The organism is Kitasatospora sp. NPDC056531, assembly GCF_042794375.1.
Classification (GTDB): domain Bacteria; phylum Actinomycetota; class Actinomycetes; order Streptomycetales; family Streptomycetaceae; genus Kitasatospora.
The window spans coordinates 51,679-67,042 of sequence record NZ_JBHTTU010000044.1; the positions used below are offsets into that span (position 1 = coordinate 51,679).

The 15,364-nt window shown below is 74.6% G+C and carries 13 protein-coding genes; 9 read left to right on the top strand and 4 right to left on the bottom strand.

Features of this window, described 5'->3' with window-relative positions:
- The first annotated feature begins 81 nt into the window (after positions 1–81).
- Positions 82–570 (top strand): hypothetical protein, encoded by a 489-nt coding sequence (locus ACFQ87_RS29515; protein ID WP_380613889.1) that lies wholly within the window; start codon positions 82–84, stop codon positions 568–570.
- Here ACFQ87_RS29515 and ACFQ87_RS29520 read toward each other — a convergent pair.
- On the bottom strand, positions 556–1,440 hold the full coding sequence (locus ACFQ87_RS29520) for an alpha/beta fold hydrolase (protein ID WP_380613890.1): 885 nt from the start codon (positions 1,438–1,440) through the stop codon (positions 556–558). The two genes, ACFQ87_RS29515 and ACFQ87_RS29520, sit on opposite strands and share 15 nt — an antisense overlap.
- A gap of 102 nt (positions 1,441–1,542) precedes the next feature.
- A complete protein-coding gene (locus tag ACFQ87_RS29525; RefSeq protein WP_380613891.1) occupies positions 1,543–2,058 on the bottom strand; it encodes a sigma-70 family RNA polymerase sigma factor in 516 nt (171 codons plus the stop codon).
- 603 nt (positions 2,059–2,661) lie between these two features.
- On the opposite strand from ACFQ87_RS29525, the gene ACFQ87_RS29530 reads away from it, so the two are divergent.
- The 4 genes from ACFQ87_RS29530 to ACFQ87_RS29545 all read left to right on the top strand — a co-directional run bounded on the left by ACFQ87_RS29530 (position 2,662) and on the right by ACFQ87_RS29545 (position 9,291).
- Positions 2,662–3,210 carry a hypothetical protein gene (locus ACFQ87_RS29530; RefSeq protein ID WP_380613892.1) on the top strand — a complete coding sequence of 183 codons (549 nt, stop codon included), beginning with the start codon at positions 2,662–2,664 and terminating at the stop codon, positions 3,208–3,210.
- A 177-nt stretch (positions 3,211–3,387) separates the two neighbouring features.
- Positions 3,388–4,437: a hypothetical protein gene (locus tag ACFQ87_RS29535; RefSeq protein ID WP_380613893.1), complete on the top strand. Its 1,050-nt coding sequence runs from the start codon at positions 3,388–3,390 to the stop codon at positions 4,435–4,437.
- 76 nt (positions 4,438–4,513) lie between these two features.
- Complete coding sequence (locus tag ACFQ87_RS29540) at positions 4,514–6,385, top strand: HSP90 family protein (protein WP_380613894.1); 1,872 nt, start codon at positions 4,514–4,516, stop codon at positions 6,383–6,385.
- Positions 6,385–9,291 carry a hypothetical protein gene (locus ACFQ87_RS29545; RefSeq protein ID WP_380613895.1) on the top strand — a complete coding sequence of 969 codons (2,907 nt, stop codon included), beginning with the start codon at positions 6,385–6,387 and terminating at the stop codon, positions 9,289–9,291. Before ACFQ87_RS29540 ends, ACFQ87_RS29545 begins: the two co-directional genes overlap by 1 nt.
- 55 nt (positions 9,292–9,346) lie before the next feature.
- Here the strand turns inward: ACFQ87_RS29545 and ACFQ87_RS29550 are convergent, their stop codons facing one another.
- Together ACFQ87_RS29550 and ACFQ87_RS29555 are read right to left on the bottom strand one after the other, a co-directional pair.
- Entirely contained in the window at positions 9,347–10,552 is a 1,206-nt protein-coding gene (locus tag ACFQ87_RS29550) for a carbohydrate-binding protein (RefSeq protein WP_380613896.1), read from the bottom strand.
- A gap of 558 nt (positions 10,553–11,110) precedes the next feature.
- Positions 11,111–12,001 (bottom strand): LysR family transcriptional regulator, encoded by an 891-nt coding sequence (locus ACFQ87_RS29555; RefSeq protein WP_380613897.1) that lies wholly within the window; start codon positions 11,999–12,001, stop codon positions 11,111–11,113.
- Positions 12,002–12,108: 107 nt separating this feature from the next.
- On the opposite strand from ACFQ87_RS29555, the gene ACFQ87_RS29560 reads away from it, so the two are divergent.
- From ACFQ87_RS29560 to ACFQ87_RS29575, 4 genes are all read left to right on the top strand, one after another.
- Complete coding sequence (locus ACFQ87_RS29560; RefSeq protein WP_380613898.1) at positions 12,109–13,029, top strand: DMT family transporter; 921 nt, start codon at positions 12,109–12,111, stop codon at positions 13,027–13,029.
- A 9-nt stretch (positions 13,030–13,038) separates the two neighbouring features.
- Positions 13,039–13,326 carry a sensor domain-containing protein gene (locus ACFQ87_RS29565; protein ID WP_380613899.1) on the top strand — a complete coding sequence of 96 codons (288 nt, stop codon included), beginning with the start codon at positions 13,039–13,041 and terminating at the stop codon, positions 13,324–13,326.
- 67 nt (positions 13,327–13,393) lie between these two features.
- Positions 13,394–14,335, top strand: coding sequence for a GNAT family N-acetyltransferase (locus tag ACFQ87_RS29570; RefSeq protein ID WP_380613900.1), 942 nt, complete (start codon positions 13,394–13,396; stop codon positions 14,333–14,335).
- A complete protein-coding gene (locus ACFQ87_RS29575; protein WP_380613901.1) occupies positions 14,328–15,116 on the top strand; it encodes an aminotransferase class IV in 789 nt (262 codons plus the stop codon). Before ACFQ87_RS29570 ends, ACFQ87_RS29575 begins: the two co-directional genes overlap by 8 nt.
- Positions 15,117–15,364 lie beyond the last annotated feature (248 nt).

The following is a 15,364-nucleotide window of genomic DNA, read 5'->3' on the forward strand; positions in this document are numbered from 1 at the left end:
GGTGACCGGTTGGTCGCCGCCCCGTCGGCGTTCGCGGGCCGGTACCTTGCTGGGGTGTCGGGCGACGGGAAAGGCGGGGCCATGGCGGATGGGTGGCCGACGGTCGAGTTGGACCCGGTACGGCGGCTGCGGGTGATGGCGGCGGCCGGGGCCGGGCGTCCGCTGTACGCCGAACGGCACCTCGCGGCGGGCTTCGACCAGGTGTGGCGGGTCGCGAGCGACCTGTCCGGTGAACTGCCCGGTCTGATCAGCGGGTTGCGCTCCTTCGAGGTCGGGCCCGCAAAAGCGGGGGAACGGCTGGAGGGGCTCGCGGTGAGCGTCGTCGGTCACCGCGAGCGGTTCGAGATCGTGCTGCGCAGCGGCTGGTGCCTGATGCAGAGCCCGGTGCTGCTGGGCGGGATGGCGGCCGTGCCGGACGGGGACGGGACGCGCTTCGCCCTGCTCGGCAGTTTGCGGGTGCCGGGTGCCGGGCCGGTGCAGCGGCTCCTCGGCGGGCTCACCGAGCGGCGCGGCGAGGTGCTGCTGGACCGGCTGGAGCGGCGGATCGTCGAGCGGTCACGGACGGAATAGCCTGCGCACGGCGTCGGCCACCTCCTCGGGCGCCTCGTGCGGCAGGAAGTGGCCGCAGCCGGGCAGCACCTCGGCGCGCAGGTCGTCGGCCGGAGCGCCGGCTGGGGAGAGCAGGGACGGGCGGATCACCGGGTCCTGCTCGCCGCCGAGCAGCAGGGTGGGGACGGTCAGCCGACGCTTGTTGAACCGGCCGGACGCCAGGCGCGGGATGTCCCGGACGGCGAAGCCCCAGTGCAGGAGCTCGGCGGCGCGGGCCGCTTCGGGGGTGCTGCCCGCCTCGACGTACTCGGCCAACTCCTCGGCAGGCCAGGGGTGTTCGTCGGCGGTGGCACGTCGCAGGAGATGGGCGAGCAGCCCGGGGCGGTGGCGGACGACCCGGCGGCCGATGCCCGGGTACTCCAGCAGGGCGGTGTACCAGAAGCGCCAGGCGGTGCCGAGCAGGGCGCGTTGGCGCGGCCAGGGGTGGGTCATGTTGAGCGCCAGGAAGCCGGTGAACCGCTCCGGCGCGCGCAGGGCCAGTTCGAAGCCCGTCCAGGCGCCCCAGTCGTGGCCGACCAGGCCTACCCGGTCCAGGCCGAGCCGGTCGAGGGCGGCGAGTACGAGGCGGGCGCGGTCGTCGGTGGTGTAGCCGTGGCGGGGCGCCTCGGACCGGCCGAAGCCGGGCAGGTCCAGGCAGAGCAGCCGGAACTCGCGGCTGAGCAGCGGGACCACACGGTGCCAGGCGTACCAGTGCTGGGGGAAGCCGTGCAGGAGCAGCAGCGGGGTGCCGCCTTCGTCGCCGGTCTCGGCGAGGTGGAGGCGGACGCCGTCGGCGTCGAGGTGGCGGTGGCGTGTGCCGGGAAGGGCGGGCAGTGGGCGGGGGTCGGTCATCAGGGGGCTCCTTCCTGAAGGGTGCTGTCAGGAGAGGAGAGGGTGGGGGAGGGCGTTGCAATCCCTGGGGGTGGGGGCCTCTTTGGATCAGCGGTGTCGGGATCAGCGGTGTTCGGTGCCCCAGGCGGCGCGGAAGCCGTGGCGGGCGCGGAAGAGTCGTGAACGGACCGTCCCGAGTGGGAGGTCGAGGATCTCGGAGACGGACTTCTCGTCCAAGCCCTCGATGTGTCGGAGCGTCAGGACGGCGCGGTGGTCGGGTGGTAGGCGCTCCAGGACGTCCTGGATGTCGGCGGCCAACTCGGGGTCGTGGTCCTCGGGTTGGTCGACGGGGGCCGTCGTCGGCGGGGACCGGCGGGTGGCGAGGCGGACGGCCTCGCGGGCCGCGATCGTTCGGGCCCAGCCGAACAGGGCTTCGGGTGCCTTGAGTTGGCGCAAACCGCGGACGATCGCGATCATCGCCTCCTGGGCGGCGTCGGGGGCGTCCTGGAGGGCGATCGGGGCGCAGACCCGGCCGACGTACGGCATCAGCAGGGAGAGGAGCTCGTCGAGGGCGAGGGTGTCGCCCTGCTGTGCCGCCCGGACGAGAGTGGTGAGTTCCTCGTGGTCGTGTTGCGTCATCCCGCCCCCCGTTGGCGTTGTCGGACCAGCCTGGACGGTACCGGATGGGGGTGTTGGGGTGGTGGGGGGCTTTCGGGAGGGTGGGTGGCCGGGGGCGGCTCCGGGGGTGGCCGCTCCGGGGGGCCGGATGATTTTCCGACTGCCCATTCTGTTGGGTGGGGCGTTGGGTGGGGTGGCAGTCTGAAAATCACCTGTCACGCCCCTCTCCGGGCCACCCCCTGCGCGCGCGAGGTGGGGTGGGTCGGGGTGGGTGAGGCGGTTCGTGTGCGTGGGGCCCTGGGTGGGTGGGATGGGGGGTGGTCGCTATCTTGAGGGGTCACGGACAGCCGTAAGGGAGTGGGCATGGGGATGGGTGGTCGGCGGGTGGCCGTCGGGGTGGCGGTCGGAGTGCTGATGGGCGGGCTGGCCGGGTGTTCGTCCGGCGGGTCGGATGGCGCCAAGGGGGCCTCGGGAGTGAGGAGTTCGGCGGGGCCGGTGGTCACAGGTGCGGCGTCGGTCTCCGCCCAGGCGCCGTCCGCGTCCGGGACTGCTACGGGGGCCGCGACATCGGCGGCCGGTGCTGCCACGACGGGGGGCGCTGCCGGAGCGGGGACCGGGGCGCCGGTGCCGCCGCCCGTCGCGGCGACGCCCGGGGCGGACCTGGAGGGGGTGCTGCTGGACGACAAGGCGGTCGGGCAGGTGCTGCCGGACGGCAAGGCGATGGCCGGGTGGGACGAGGAGAAGCGCAAGGTCGACACCGCCGACCACGCCACCACCTGTACGGCGTCCACGCCCTGTGCGGGCAAGCCGCTCAGTGGGTCGGTGCGGTTCTCCTCGGGGGATCTGGTCACCCGCTTCCTGGTGGACACCCTGCCCAGCCGGGACGCGGCGAAGGACCGGTTGAAGGAGACCTACACCTCCTATCCCGTCGGGCCGTTCCACAAGGTCGACACCCCGGTGCTGGGCAGTGAGAGCCAGGCCTTCGTCGGGCCGCTGTCCGCGGGTGACGGCGTCAGCATCGTGGTCCGCTCGGGCACCGTGGTGGCGAGCGTGACCACGGAGGGCGGTCCGGTGGACGTGGCCGCTGCCCGGAGGTTCGCGGTGATGCTGGTCAAGCGGATCGAGCAGGCGCAGTCGGGGAAGACACCGGACGCCGGGCTCGGCGTGGCCTGAGCCGATCTGATCGGCCGTGCGGTCGGGGCATCGGCAGGGCCTCGTCGTGCCGTCAGGAAACCGGTGGGTGGCCCTGGGCTGGGGAAACGGATGTCGGAGACCCGTGATATGTACTCATCTGGGGTGGCCACTGTACGGCCATGCGAAAGATGCCGATGAAGTTCGAGGGGGCCACACATGCCGCTGTTCCGACGCCGCTCGGGCGGGGAGGGCGCGCAGGACCGGGCCGGTCGGCGCGGGTTCGGGTTCGGTAGACGGGCCGCGGAGGCGCCCGCGGCCGCCCGGGCGGCCGAGCCGCGGCTCGACCCGACGTTCGGTGACGAGTCCGTCCGTCTGGTGCTCGGGCAGGCCGCCGCCGGGGACTGGACGGCGCTGCGCCCCGCGCTGGCCGCCGCGGCCGGGGCGGAGACGGGCGCGGCCGACCTGACCTGGCTGGCCGGCGCGATCGCCGACGTGTCCGGGGTCGAGCAGTGGACGGCCCGCGCGATGGCCGACGCGCCGGACGACGCGCTGCCGCTGCTGCTGTCCGGCGCCCGGCACGTCAGCTGGGCCTGGGAGGCGCGGACCGGCGCCCGGGCCAAGCACGTCACCGAGGAGCAGTGGAAGCTGTTCCACGAGCGGCTGGACCTCGCCGAGGAGCAGCTGCTGGAGGCCGCCGAGCGGGAGCCGTCCTGGCTCGCCCCCTGGTACTTCCTGCAGATCAGCGCCCGTGGTGCCTCGCTCGCCCCGGAGGTCGCCACCTGCCGCTTCGAGGCCGCCGTCCGTCGCCTGCCCGGGCACCCCGGCTCTCACCGTCAGCGGCTCCAGCAGCTGAGCGCCAAGTGGGGCGGCTCGCACGACGAGATGCACGAGTTCGCCCGTTCCGCGATGCTGGGCGCCCCGGAGGGCAGCCAGCTCGGTGAGCTGGTCGCGCTCGCCCACCTGGAACGCTGGCTGGACCTCCCGGACGGCGAGGACCACGCGTACCTGTCCAGCCCCACCGTGCTGGCCGACCTGCAGGAGGCCGCGTTCCGGTCCGTGCTGCACCCGGACTTCGTCCCGGTCCGCGGCTGGCAGGCGAGCTTCAACACCTTCGCGATGGCCTTCTCGCTCGCCGACCAGCGCAAGACCGCGCGGCTGCTGTTCGACGCGCTGGACGGCTTCGTCACCGAGTCGCCCTGGCACTACCTGTCCGGCGACCCGGTCAAGGTCTACCGCGCCCACCGCGACCGCTGCGCCGCGTACTGAGGCCGGGCCGCGCACCGCTGACGCCACGCCGCGTCCCCCGAACCCTTCACCCTCCTCGCGATCGAAAGAGCCTCCGGTGTCCCCATCCGACAACCCGACGAGTGCGCACACCTTCCAGGTGGACCTGCGCGGCCTGGTGGACCTGCTCTCCCACCACCTCTACTCCAGCCCGCGGGTCTACCTGCGCGAGCTGCTGCAGAACGCGGTGGACGCGATCTCCGCCCGCCGCGCGCTCGACCCCGAGGCGCCGGCGGCGATCACCGTCCGCGCCGACGACGAGCTGTCCGTCACCGACACCGGCATCGGCCTGACCGAGAAGGACGTCCACACCTTCCTCGCCACCATCGGCCGCAGCTCCAAGCGCGACGCCGACGGCCGCCTGGACGGCGCCGGGCTGGCCAAGGCCCGCGGCGACTTCATCGGCCAGTTCGGCATCGGCCTGCTCGCCTGCTTCGTGGTCGCCGACGAGATCACCGTGGTCACCCGCTCCGCCGCCGCCCCCGACGCCCCGGTGATCGAGTGGCGCGGCAGCTCCGACGGCAGCTACACCATCCGTACCCTGCCCGCAGAGGCCAAGCCCGAGCCGGGCACCACCGTCACCCTCGTGCCGCGCGCCGACGCCGCCGAGTGGACCCGCTCCGGCCGGGTGCTCTCCCTCGCCCGGGACTTCGGCAGCCTGCTGCGCCACGACGTCACCGTCATCGACGCGAACGGCACCGAGCACCGGGTCAACCGCACCCCGCCATGGGCCGAGCGGCACGGCTCCCCGCTGGCCCGGCGCGACGCGCTCGCCGAGTACTGCCGCGCCACCTTCGACTTCACCCCGCTCGACACCATCGAGCTGGACCTCCCGCTGGTCGGCCTGCGCGGCGTCGCGTACGTGCTGCCCGACGCCGCCCCGCCCTCGCGCCGCAACGGCCACCGGGTGCACCTCAAGGGCATGCTGCTCTCCGACCAGGCCGACGAACTGCTGCCGGAGTGGGCCTTCTTCGTCCGCTGCGTGGTGGACACCGACGGGCTGCGCCCGACCGCCTCGCGCGAGGGCCTGTACGCCGACGAGACGCTGGCCGCCGTCCGCGAGGCGCTCGGTGCCCGGATCCGCGACTGGCTCACCGGCCTGTCCGCCAGCGACCCTGCGCTGTTGCACCGCTTCCTCTCCGTGCACCACCTGGCGGTCAAGGAACTCGCCCGCTACGACGACGAGTTGCTGCGGATGATGCTGCCCTGGCTGCCGTTCGAGACCACCGACGGCAACGTCACCCTGGACGAGTTCGCCCGCAGCCACCCGGTGGTGCTGGTGACCCGGACGGTCGAGGAGTTCCGCCAGGTCGCCCCGATCGCCGGCGCGGCCGGGCTCGGCGTGGTCAACGGCGGCTACACCTACGACCGCGACCTGGTGCACCGGCTGCCCGAGATCCGCCCCGGCGTCTCGGTCGCCGACCTCGACCCGGGCACCGTCACCGCGCACCTGGACACCGTCGACCCGGCCGCCGAACTGGCCGCGGGCGTCTTCCTGGCGATCGCCCGCGAGGTGGTCGGCCGCTTCGACTGCGACGTCGCCCTGCGCAGCTTCCACCCGACCAATGCACCCGCCCTGCTGCTCGACAACCGGGAGGCCCGGCACGAGCGTACTCGCGCCCAACTCGCCGACGAGGCCGATGGGTTGTGGGCGGATATCCTGGGCTCGCTGCGCGCCGAGGTGCCCCGCGCCCAGCTGGTGCTGAACCACCTCAACCCGCTGGTGCGCCGCGCCGCCACCGTCACCAACCGCGAGCTGGCCGTCACCGCCGTCGAGGCGCTGTACGGGCAGGCCGTGCTGATGACCCGCCGCCCGCTCAAGGCCAGCGAGTCCGCGCTGCTGAACCGCTCGTTCATCAGCCTGCTCGATCACGCCATGCTCGGCCACGAGGCGGCCGGCGCCGCCGGCACCGACGAGAAGGAGGCGTGATGCTGGACACCCCCGACGCGGTGATGGCCGCGCTGCGCGAGAACGACGCCCGCCCGTACGGCCGCACCCGCACCGTCACCGCCGAGGAACTCGTCGACGCCGCCGAGCAGTTCGAGGACACCGGGGTCCGCTCGATGGCCCTGCTCGAACTCATGGAGGCCTACGAGTACGACGGCGAGCGCAGCAAGAGCCCGGTGGTCTTCGCCCGGGTGCTCAAGCTGTGGGACCAGGACTCGGACGGCTTCGGTGAGTGGGCCCGGCAGCAGGTGTTCTGGCGCTTCAAGTGGGTCGCCGCCGCGCTCATGGACACCCCGGACGTCCCGCTGGCCGCGGTCCGGCGCTGGCACACCGAACTGCGCGACCGCTACCGCGCGGCCGGCTACGGCCTCCAGCCGTACTACGCCCAGCGCTACCACCTGGCCGCGCAGACCGGTGTCGCGGTCCAGGACGCCTACGAGCTGTGGACGGCCCGCCCGCGAACCGAGCTGAGCGACTGCCACGCCTGCGAGACCCGCGCCCGCGCCCGGCACTTCATCGAGGCCGGGGACGACGCCCGCGGGCTGGAGATCCTCGCCCCGGTGCTGGACGGCCGCAGCACCTGCGAGCAGGAGCCCTACCTCAGCCAGGCGACCGCTCTGCTGCCGCTGCTGCGCCGGGGCCGGCTGGACGAGGCGCGCTCCGCGCACCTGACCGGCTACCGCTACGCCCGCGGCAAGGCCTCGATGCTGCACGCCGTCGGCCTGCACATCGAGTTCTGCGCGCTGTCCGGCAACGAGCCGCGCGGTCTGGAGCTGCTCGCCGAGAACCGCGACCTGTTCGCGGTGGCCGGCGAGCCCGCCGCCCGGCTGGAGTTCCTCACCGGCGTCGAGGTGCTGGTCGCCGGGCTGGCCGCGGCCGGCCACGGTGAACTCGCGGTCAGCGGCCCGGCCGGCACCTCCTGGACGGTCGACACCCTGCTCGCCCACCTGCGCGGCGAGGCCGACGCGCTGGCCGCCCGCTTCGACGCCCGCAACGGCACCGACGCGGTGAGCGCCGCGCGGCGCGCCCGGCTGGCCGTCGAACCGCTGTTGGCCGAGCCGCTGGCGCTCGGGGTGCGCGCCGCGGCGGCCCTCGAGCTGTCCACGGCCCAGGCCGCCGCCCCGGCGCCGCGCCGGACCGTCGAGGCGGAGCCGGAGGACTTCACCGCCCTGGTGCTGCGGGCCCGCGAGCTGGAGGCGGCCGGCCACCCCGACGCCGACCGGCTCTGGAAGCGGATCGCCGAGCGCGCCGGCGCCGACGGCTTCGTCCACCCCGGGAGCGCCGAACTCGGCGGCCCCGAGCGACTGGCCGCCGAACTCGCCGAGCAGCACGCCCACGAGGCGCTGCAGCGCGACGAGCACGCCGAGGGCGCGGCAGGCCTGCTGGCCGCCGCCGCGCTGTACGAGCGGGCCGGGCTGCCCGGCCCGGCGCTGATGGTCCGGACCCGTACGCTGATCGTCGAACTCGACGACGTCGAGGGCGCGGTGGCGGACTGGACGGCGCTGGACGCCGCGCTGGCAAGGGCCGAGGAGCAGCGCGCGGCGGGCACGCTGGCCGACGACGACTACCTGATCATCCTGCAGTCGCGCGCCTACGCCGCCCACCACGACCTGGTCGAGGCGCTGCCCGAGCCCTCCGCGCAGACCGCCGCGCGCTTCGAGGCCGCCGTCGGCGCCTACCGGCAGACCGCCCTCTCCCTCGGCTCCGCCCGGCGGGCCGCGACCTCCCGGCAGTACACCGCCGACGCCGCCGCCCGGCAGGGTCGACTGACCGAGGCGGCCGCCGAACTGCGCGAGGTGCTGGCGCAGTTGGACGCCGCCGAACTGCCCTGGCACACCCCGCGGGTGCTCGGTCTGCTCGGCCAGGTGCTGCTGCAGGACGGTGAACCCGCCCAGGCCGCCGAGGTGTTCCACCGGGCGCTGGCCGAGGCGGTGCGCTGGGGCGACGACTCCTACCCGTACGCGCCGACGTACATGATGCTCGGCCACGCGAGCATGCAGGTGGAGGACCTCGGGGGCGCCGTCCGGGCGCTTTCGGAGGCCGCCGCGCGCTACGACCGCCAGGGCGAGACGGCCGTCGAGGAGGCCGCCCAGGTCCGGCTGCAGCTGGCCGACGTGCTGCGCGGCACCGGCCGTTCGGCCGACGCGGTGGCCGTCCTGGAGTCGGTGCTGGACGCCGCGGGCGCCGGCCTGGACGAGCGGATGCTCGCCCAGGCCCGCCTCGATCTCGCCCGGGGCCTGGTCGAGCTGGACGAGCACCGGGACGCCGCCGAGGAGTACCTGCGCCTGGCCGATCTGGTCGCCGACTGGGAGGACCAGCAGACCCACACCATGGTCGCCTGCGAGGCCACCCTCGCTCTCGCCCAGGCGGACCGCTGGGACGCCGCCGAGGCGGCCCTCGGGCGCGCCCGCGAGGCCCACGGCAAGGCCCCGCAGGTCGACCAACTGGCGGCGACCCTGCGGGAGTTGGCCCGGCTCACGATGCGCGACAAGGGTGCCGAGGGGCTGGACGCGGCGCTCGCCCTGCTCGCCGAGGCGGACGCGATCGGCGAGGCCGCCGAGCGCGCCGGCGAGGAGTACAGCGGCTGGTACCTGCGCGGCGGTTCGCACTACGAGCGGGGGCGCTGCCTGGCCGTCGCCGACCGGCACGAGGAGGCGCTCGCCGAGGTCGAGCGGGCGATCGCGGTCTACGAGCGGGGCGGCGAGCGGGCCGAGTCGCCGCGGGCGGAGTCCGTCCGGCTGGCCGCGCTGATCGAGGGCGGCGACCTCGGCCGTCCCCAGGCGGCGGTGGCCCGGCTGACCGCCGGGATCGCCCGCTGCGAGGCCGCCGGACTGCGGGAGGCGGCACAGATCCTGGGCGAGCTGCGGGAGCGGTTCACCGTCAACTGACCGGGGAGGGGCGGGCGTCGTGCGCGCCCGCCCCTCAGCTGTCCGGGTGTTCTCGTCAGCAGGGGCCGTCGTCGGCCCAGACGCCCCACTGACCGCTGGCGCTGGGCACCTCGTTCAGCGTCCACCACTTGGCGTGGTAGTCGTGCCCGTTGTACGAGACCTTGGCGCCCGCCGTGTAGGTGGTGCTCGCGCTCCAGGCCGGGGCCGTGCAGGTGCCCGGACCGGTCGGCGGGGTGGACGGGGGCGTGGTCGGCGGGGTGGTGGGCGGGGTCGCCCCGGCGAACTTCACCGTGTACTTGGTGAAGTCCCAGTCGCTCTGCGCCACGCTGGAGCAGGAGCCGGACAGTCCCGGATCCACCGGGCCGGTGCACTGGCGGTCCCGGTTCACCGACCAGAAGGTGTACCGGGCCAGGCCGTGCGCGGTGGCGAAGTCCAGCACGGTCTGGAAGTCCGCCTGGTGGAAGTACTCGGCGGCGTCGGTGCGGCCGTTCATCATCGACACGCCCTCGTGGGCGTACGCGGTGGCCTCGTTCCACCCGAAGGTGGTCTGCAGTATCCGGTTGAACTTCACCAGCGCGTCGGTCTGCGCGGTGGCGCCGTTGAAGCCGCCGTCGAACGGCATGATCGAGTAGTTGTTCGGCGTGAAGCCCTGGGACTTGGCCTCGCCCAGCATCTGGGTGCCGAACCAGCCGGTGCCCGCGTTGGTCCCGGCGGTGGTGATCGAGACGTACAGCCCGGGGTTGTTCTGCTGGAGGATGCGGGCCGCGCCGATCTCGTTGTGGATCGCGGCCGTGTTCTCGTACTCCGGCTCCTCCAGGTCGAAGTCGATCGCCTTGAGGTTGTACTTGGTCACCACCTGCTGGTACCCGGCGGCGGTCGCCTCGGGGGTGCCGCAGACCTGGCCCAGCTTGGTGCCGCCGTACCCGCCGACCGACACCGAGACGTCCCCGCCCTTGCCGCGGATGGTCTGGATGACCGCCGGCATGGTGGTGTCGCCGTCGATCGAGGACGTGCCGCCCCAGGCGGGCGAACAGCTGTTGCCCTGGGCGAGGATGAAGGCCAGCTGGAAGGCCTTCTGCCCGGTCGCGTCCATCACGGCGGCGGCGTCCGGCGGGCTGTTGTCCTCGGGCATCAGGTACGGCGCCGAGGCGTACCAGTTGCTGCCCAGGCCGGTGCCGCTGTCGGCGGTGGAGGCCGCGGCCGGGCCGGTGCCGGCCAGCGCGGCGACACCCCCGGCGACCAGCCCGAGCGCCCCGGCCACGGCGAGCGCGGCCCGGGATCTGCGCGGTGCCGGTGCGGTGCGCTGCTGTGGGGGGAATTGCGAGGGAACCTGTGGGGGAAGAGCGCGTTCCATCGGAAGCCTTTCCAGTGAACGGCGGTGGGCCAGTGAACGGCGGTGGGCCAGTGAACGGCGGTGGGCCAGTGAACGGCGGTGGGGGAGTGCAGGCCTGGTCGCGCCGGGGGTGGGGGTGGCGTGACGGCCGAACGGACCGTCGGCGGCGGGTGGTTGCCGATGGCCCTAACTGGTATAGACCTGTTGATGAAGGGTGGTCAACCCCGAAATGGTCAAACCGATCGCCGCGGCAGGACCGGCCTCAGGCCCTGGAGTTGACGAACACCTTCCGGCCGCGCAGACCGTCGAGGGCGCCGTTGGGGCTGGCGGTGCAGTGCGGCGGCGGGGCGTACGGCGAACAGCACCGCGGCCGGGGCGCGGGGGTGACGCGGGTCGGCGAGCGCCGTCCCCGTCCACGGCCGTCCTCGCCGGGCGACCCGTCAGAGGGCGGTCTGCCGGCGGGCGGCTTGCGGGGACACCCTCCCCTCAGGCCGAGGCCGCCACGCCCACGCCCGCACCCACCCCCGCGAGCAGCCCGCTGACCGCCGGGGACCAGGGCCGGCCGGTCGGCCCGGTGAGCGTCAGCGTCCGGTGCACGGCGGGCCGGATCGGCACCAGCACGCAGTCCGGCGGCAGCATGGTCAGCGCCAGCGCCGGCATCACCGAGACCCCGACGCCCGCGTGCACCATGCCGATCAACGTGTTGAGGTCGCGGATCCGGTGCCGGGGCGTGAAGCGGGTGCCGGCCCGCCGGTAGGCCTCGCGGATGTGGCGCTCGCAGCCGCCCTCGGAGAGCAGGAAGTCGTCGTCCTCCAGTTCGGCCACGTGGATGGCCTCCTGCCCGGCGAGCGGGTGGTCGCGGCGCAGCAGCGCGTGCATCGAGTCGGCGCCGAGCGCGACCGCCCCGGGCGGCAGCGGGCCGGCGTCCACCAGCACGGCGGCGTCCACCGTGCCGGCCTCCAGCCAGGCGGGCAGCTCGGCGTCCTCGCCCTCGAAGAGCCGTACGGTGACCTGCGGGTACGCCGCCTTCCAGTCCCGCAGCAGCCCGGGCAGCAGCGCCTGGCAGACGGTGGTCGGAGCGGCCAGCCGCACGGTGCCGGTCGGGCCGCCGGAGTGCCGGGTGGCGATGGTGCGTACCGCGGCGGCGGAGGCGACGGCGGTCCGGGCGTGCGGCAGGATCTGCTCGCCGAGTGGGGTGGGCAGGCACGGGCTGCCGCGCCGCAGCACGGGGGAGCCGAGGGAGCGCTCCAGCGCGGCGACGGCGTGCGAGACGGCGGACTGGCTGATGCCCAGCTCGTCGGCGGCCGCACCGAAGCCGCCGGTGTCGGCGACCGCGACCAGCGCCCTGAGCTGGGCCAGGTTGACCTCCGAGGCCATGAGACTTCCTCATCGTTCCGGCACCGCCACTTGTTGGACTCATGGTCCGCCGCCGGGCCACCCTCTGTCCAGAACACAACGGGAGGACGGACGGGGAGGTGGTCGGGGTGCGGCGCTGGTTGCCGGGCTTCCTGGCACTGTCGGCGATCTGGGGTGCGAGCTTCGCCCTGATCAAGGTGGCGGTCGACGCGGGGGTGCCGCCGGTGTGGGTGGCGCTGTGGCGCAGCCTGCTCGGCGCCCTCACGCTGTGGGCGGTCCTGCTGCTGCGCGGCGAGCGGGCCCCGCGGGACCGGGCGCTGTGGGGGCACTCGGCGGTGGTCGCGGTGCTGCTCAACACCGTGCCGTTCACCCTGTTCTCCTTCGGCGAGACCAGGGTCAGCTCGGTGCTGGCCGGGGTGATGAACGCGACCACCCCGCTGTTCACCATGCTGTTCGCGGTGCTCACCGTCCCCGAGGAGCGCCGCCCGGGCGCCCGCCGGCTCTTCGGCCTCGCGCTCGGCTTCGTCGGCGTGCTCACCGTGCTCGGGGTGTGGCACGGCCTCGGCCCCGGCGCGACCGTCGGCGCCCTCGCCTGCCTGTCGGCCGCCTGCTGCTACGGCGCCGGCTTCGCCTACCTGCGCCGCTTCCTGTCCGGCCGCCCGGAGTCGGTGACCGCCCTGTCCGCGCTCCAGATCAGCTGCGCCGCAGTTGAGTTGGCGCTGATCGCCCCGCTTGCCGCAGGCGCCCCGCACTGGCCGGGCGGCTCGGCGGCCGCTGCCCTGCTGGTGCTCGGCGCGCTCGGTACGGGCCTGGCGTACCTGCTCAACCTGGGCCTGGTCCGCGTGGCGGGCACCGCCGTCGCCTCCGCCGTCACCTACGTCATGCCGCTGTGGTCCACTGCCCTCGGCGCCGCCTTCCTGGCCGAGCCGGTGGGCTGGAACGCCCTGGCCGGCGGCGCTCTGGTGATCGCCGCGGTCGCCCTGACCCGGCCGCGCAAGGCGCCCGTCGCCGTTCCTCCGCCCCCGAAGGACCGTCAGCCGGTTGGTTAGAGTGGCCGGGTGAACGAGGACCCGCAACCGGTGGCCGTCCGGGCCGTGCTGCGGGCCCGTCCGTTGCGCTTCCCGTTCACCCGCTGGGTGCCGCGCTGCTGGGCGCACCTGCTCTGCGGCGCGCTGCTCGGGCCGCTGCTGCTGGTCGTCCTCGCGGTGCTGCTGGTGCTCGGTGCCGGCCTGTCGGTGGTCGGGCTCGGGCTGCCGCTGCTGCTCGCCCGTGGTGGCCGGCCGCTCCGGCGGCGCCCCCGATTGCCGAGCCCGGCGGCGCGAGAGCCCCGGGCCGAGGCCCGGTGACCGCGGCCTGACGGTCAGTGTTCGGCGGATTACGGCTCGTGCCCGGCGGCCCGGTATCGTGGCGCGTGTGAGGTCGTGGGATGCCGCGGTGGAGCGGGCGCAGGGGCGGTTGGCGGCGGGGGAACGGCTGCGGGCGGCGGTGGAGGGGGAGGAACGGCGGTTCGCGCTGTGGGACTTGGCGTCCCTGGTGGAGGGCGAGCTGGGCGAGGTGGTGGACCCGGACGGGCTGACGCCGCAGGCCGAGCGGGCCTGGCGGGAGCGGCTGGGGGAGAGCGGGCGGGAGTGGCCCGGCGGGGAGCTGTACCGGCGGCGGTACTGGATCCGGGATGACCGGGCGGAGGTCGTCGGCACCGTCGCGGTGGACAACTGGACCAAGGGGCCGAGCCAACTCGCCGTCAGCTCCCTCTACGTCAGGCCCGCGGCGCGCCGTCGTGGGCTGGCCGCCGCCGCGCTGGACGAGGTGTACGCGGCGGCCACCACCGAGGGGTTGCCGGGGTTCCGGCTGGAGGCGCACTGGACCTGGCAGCCGGCGGTCCGGTACTACCTGCGCCGGGGCCTGTGGGTGGTGGGCTGGAAGCGGTCGCTGTCGCTCGCCCGGATGCCCCAACTGCCGTTGCACCGGGTGCGCGAGGAGGCCGGGCGGCTGCTCCTGCTGGTCGCCGACCGGCAGCGCGGCTGGGTGCCGATACTGGCGGCCGGGCAGGAGGGGCGCTGGCTGCGGCTGGACGAGACCGCCGACTACCGGGGCTGCGACGGCTGGGTGCACGAGTACGCGCGGTCGACGCTGGCGCTGTACCTGGCGCTCGCCGGGCGGCCGATGGTGCGCGGGCCGCAGTGGTGGGCGGAGGCGTGGCGCTGGTCGGACGCGGGGGAGCCGGAGGGGCTGGCCTTCAAGATCGAGCAGTTCGAGCAGGCCGCCCGGGGGACGGGCCGCCGGGTGGTGAGCCCGTACCGTCCGGTGCCGGCGCCGGAGGCGACCGCGCAGCTGGCAGACTCGGGGGATGGCTGAGATCGAGATCGACGGCGCGCCCGCCGACCCGGCGCGGCTCGCCGCCCTGGGGCTGCTCAACTACGGGCACTTCACCACCCTGCGCGCCGAGGCGGGCCGGGTCCGGGGTCTGACGCTGCACCTGGACCGGCTGGTCCGGGACTGCCGGACGCTGTTCGGCGCCGAGCTGGACCGGGCGGCGGTCCGGGCGCGGATCCGCGCGGTGCTGCCCGCCGACGGCGGGCCGGTGATCGTCCGGGTCACCGGGTACGACCCCGCTCTCGGCCTGGAACGTCCCGCCGCACCCGCCGCGCCCGCCCTGCTGGTGACCACCCGCCCGGCCGCGACGGCCGAGCCCGGCCCACTGCGGGTGCGGACGACGGTGTACCGGCGGGAGCTGCCCGAGGTGAAGCACGTCGGCCTGTTCGGTCTGGTCCACCACCGCCGGTTGGCCCAACTTGCCGGGTACGACGACGCGTTGCTCACCGATGAGAACGGCCGGGTGACCGAGGGCGCCACCTGGAACGTCGGCTTCCTGGCCGGGGACCGCCTGGTCTGGCCCGAGGGCCCCAGCCTGCCCGGCGTCACCGAGGCGCTGCTGGCCGGTGCGTACGGCGGCACGCAGTCCCGCGAGCCCGTCCACGCCACCCGGCTGGACGAGTTCGACGCGGCCTTCGCCGCCAACGCGGGCGTGGGCGTGCGCCCGCTCGCCGCCGTGGACGGCACCGCCTTCGACCCCGCCCACCCTGTGCTCACCGAACTGCGCGCCGCCTACCAGGGGATCGCCGCCGAGGTTGTGTAGGGGATCAAGATGGAACGCCTGCGTTCCCGGAGCGATCCTGAACGCTGACCTGATGGGAGTCCGGAGCGGCGGGTGCTTCCGCAAATTGTCTCGGGCGCCAGGTAAGGGGTACTGTCTCCCAGTCGCTCGCCAGGGAGCACCGGACACGCATCGGCGCGGACGGTCCCGGGGCGGCCACTCCTCTGAAACACCACTTCCGGTTCGTGCCGGTCGTTTCGCGTTGTCGCGGTGCGGCTCGGTGCTTATTC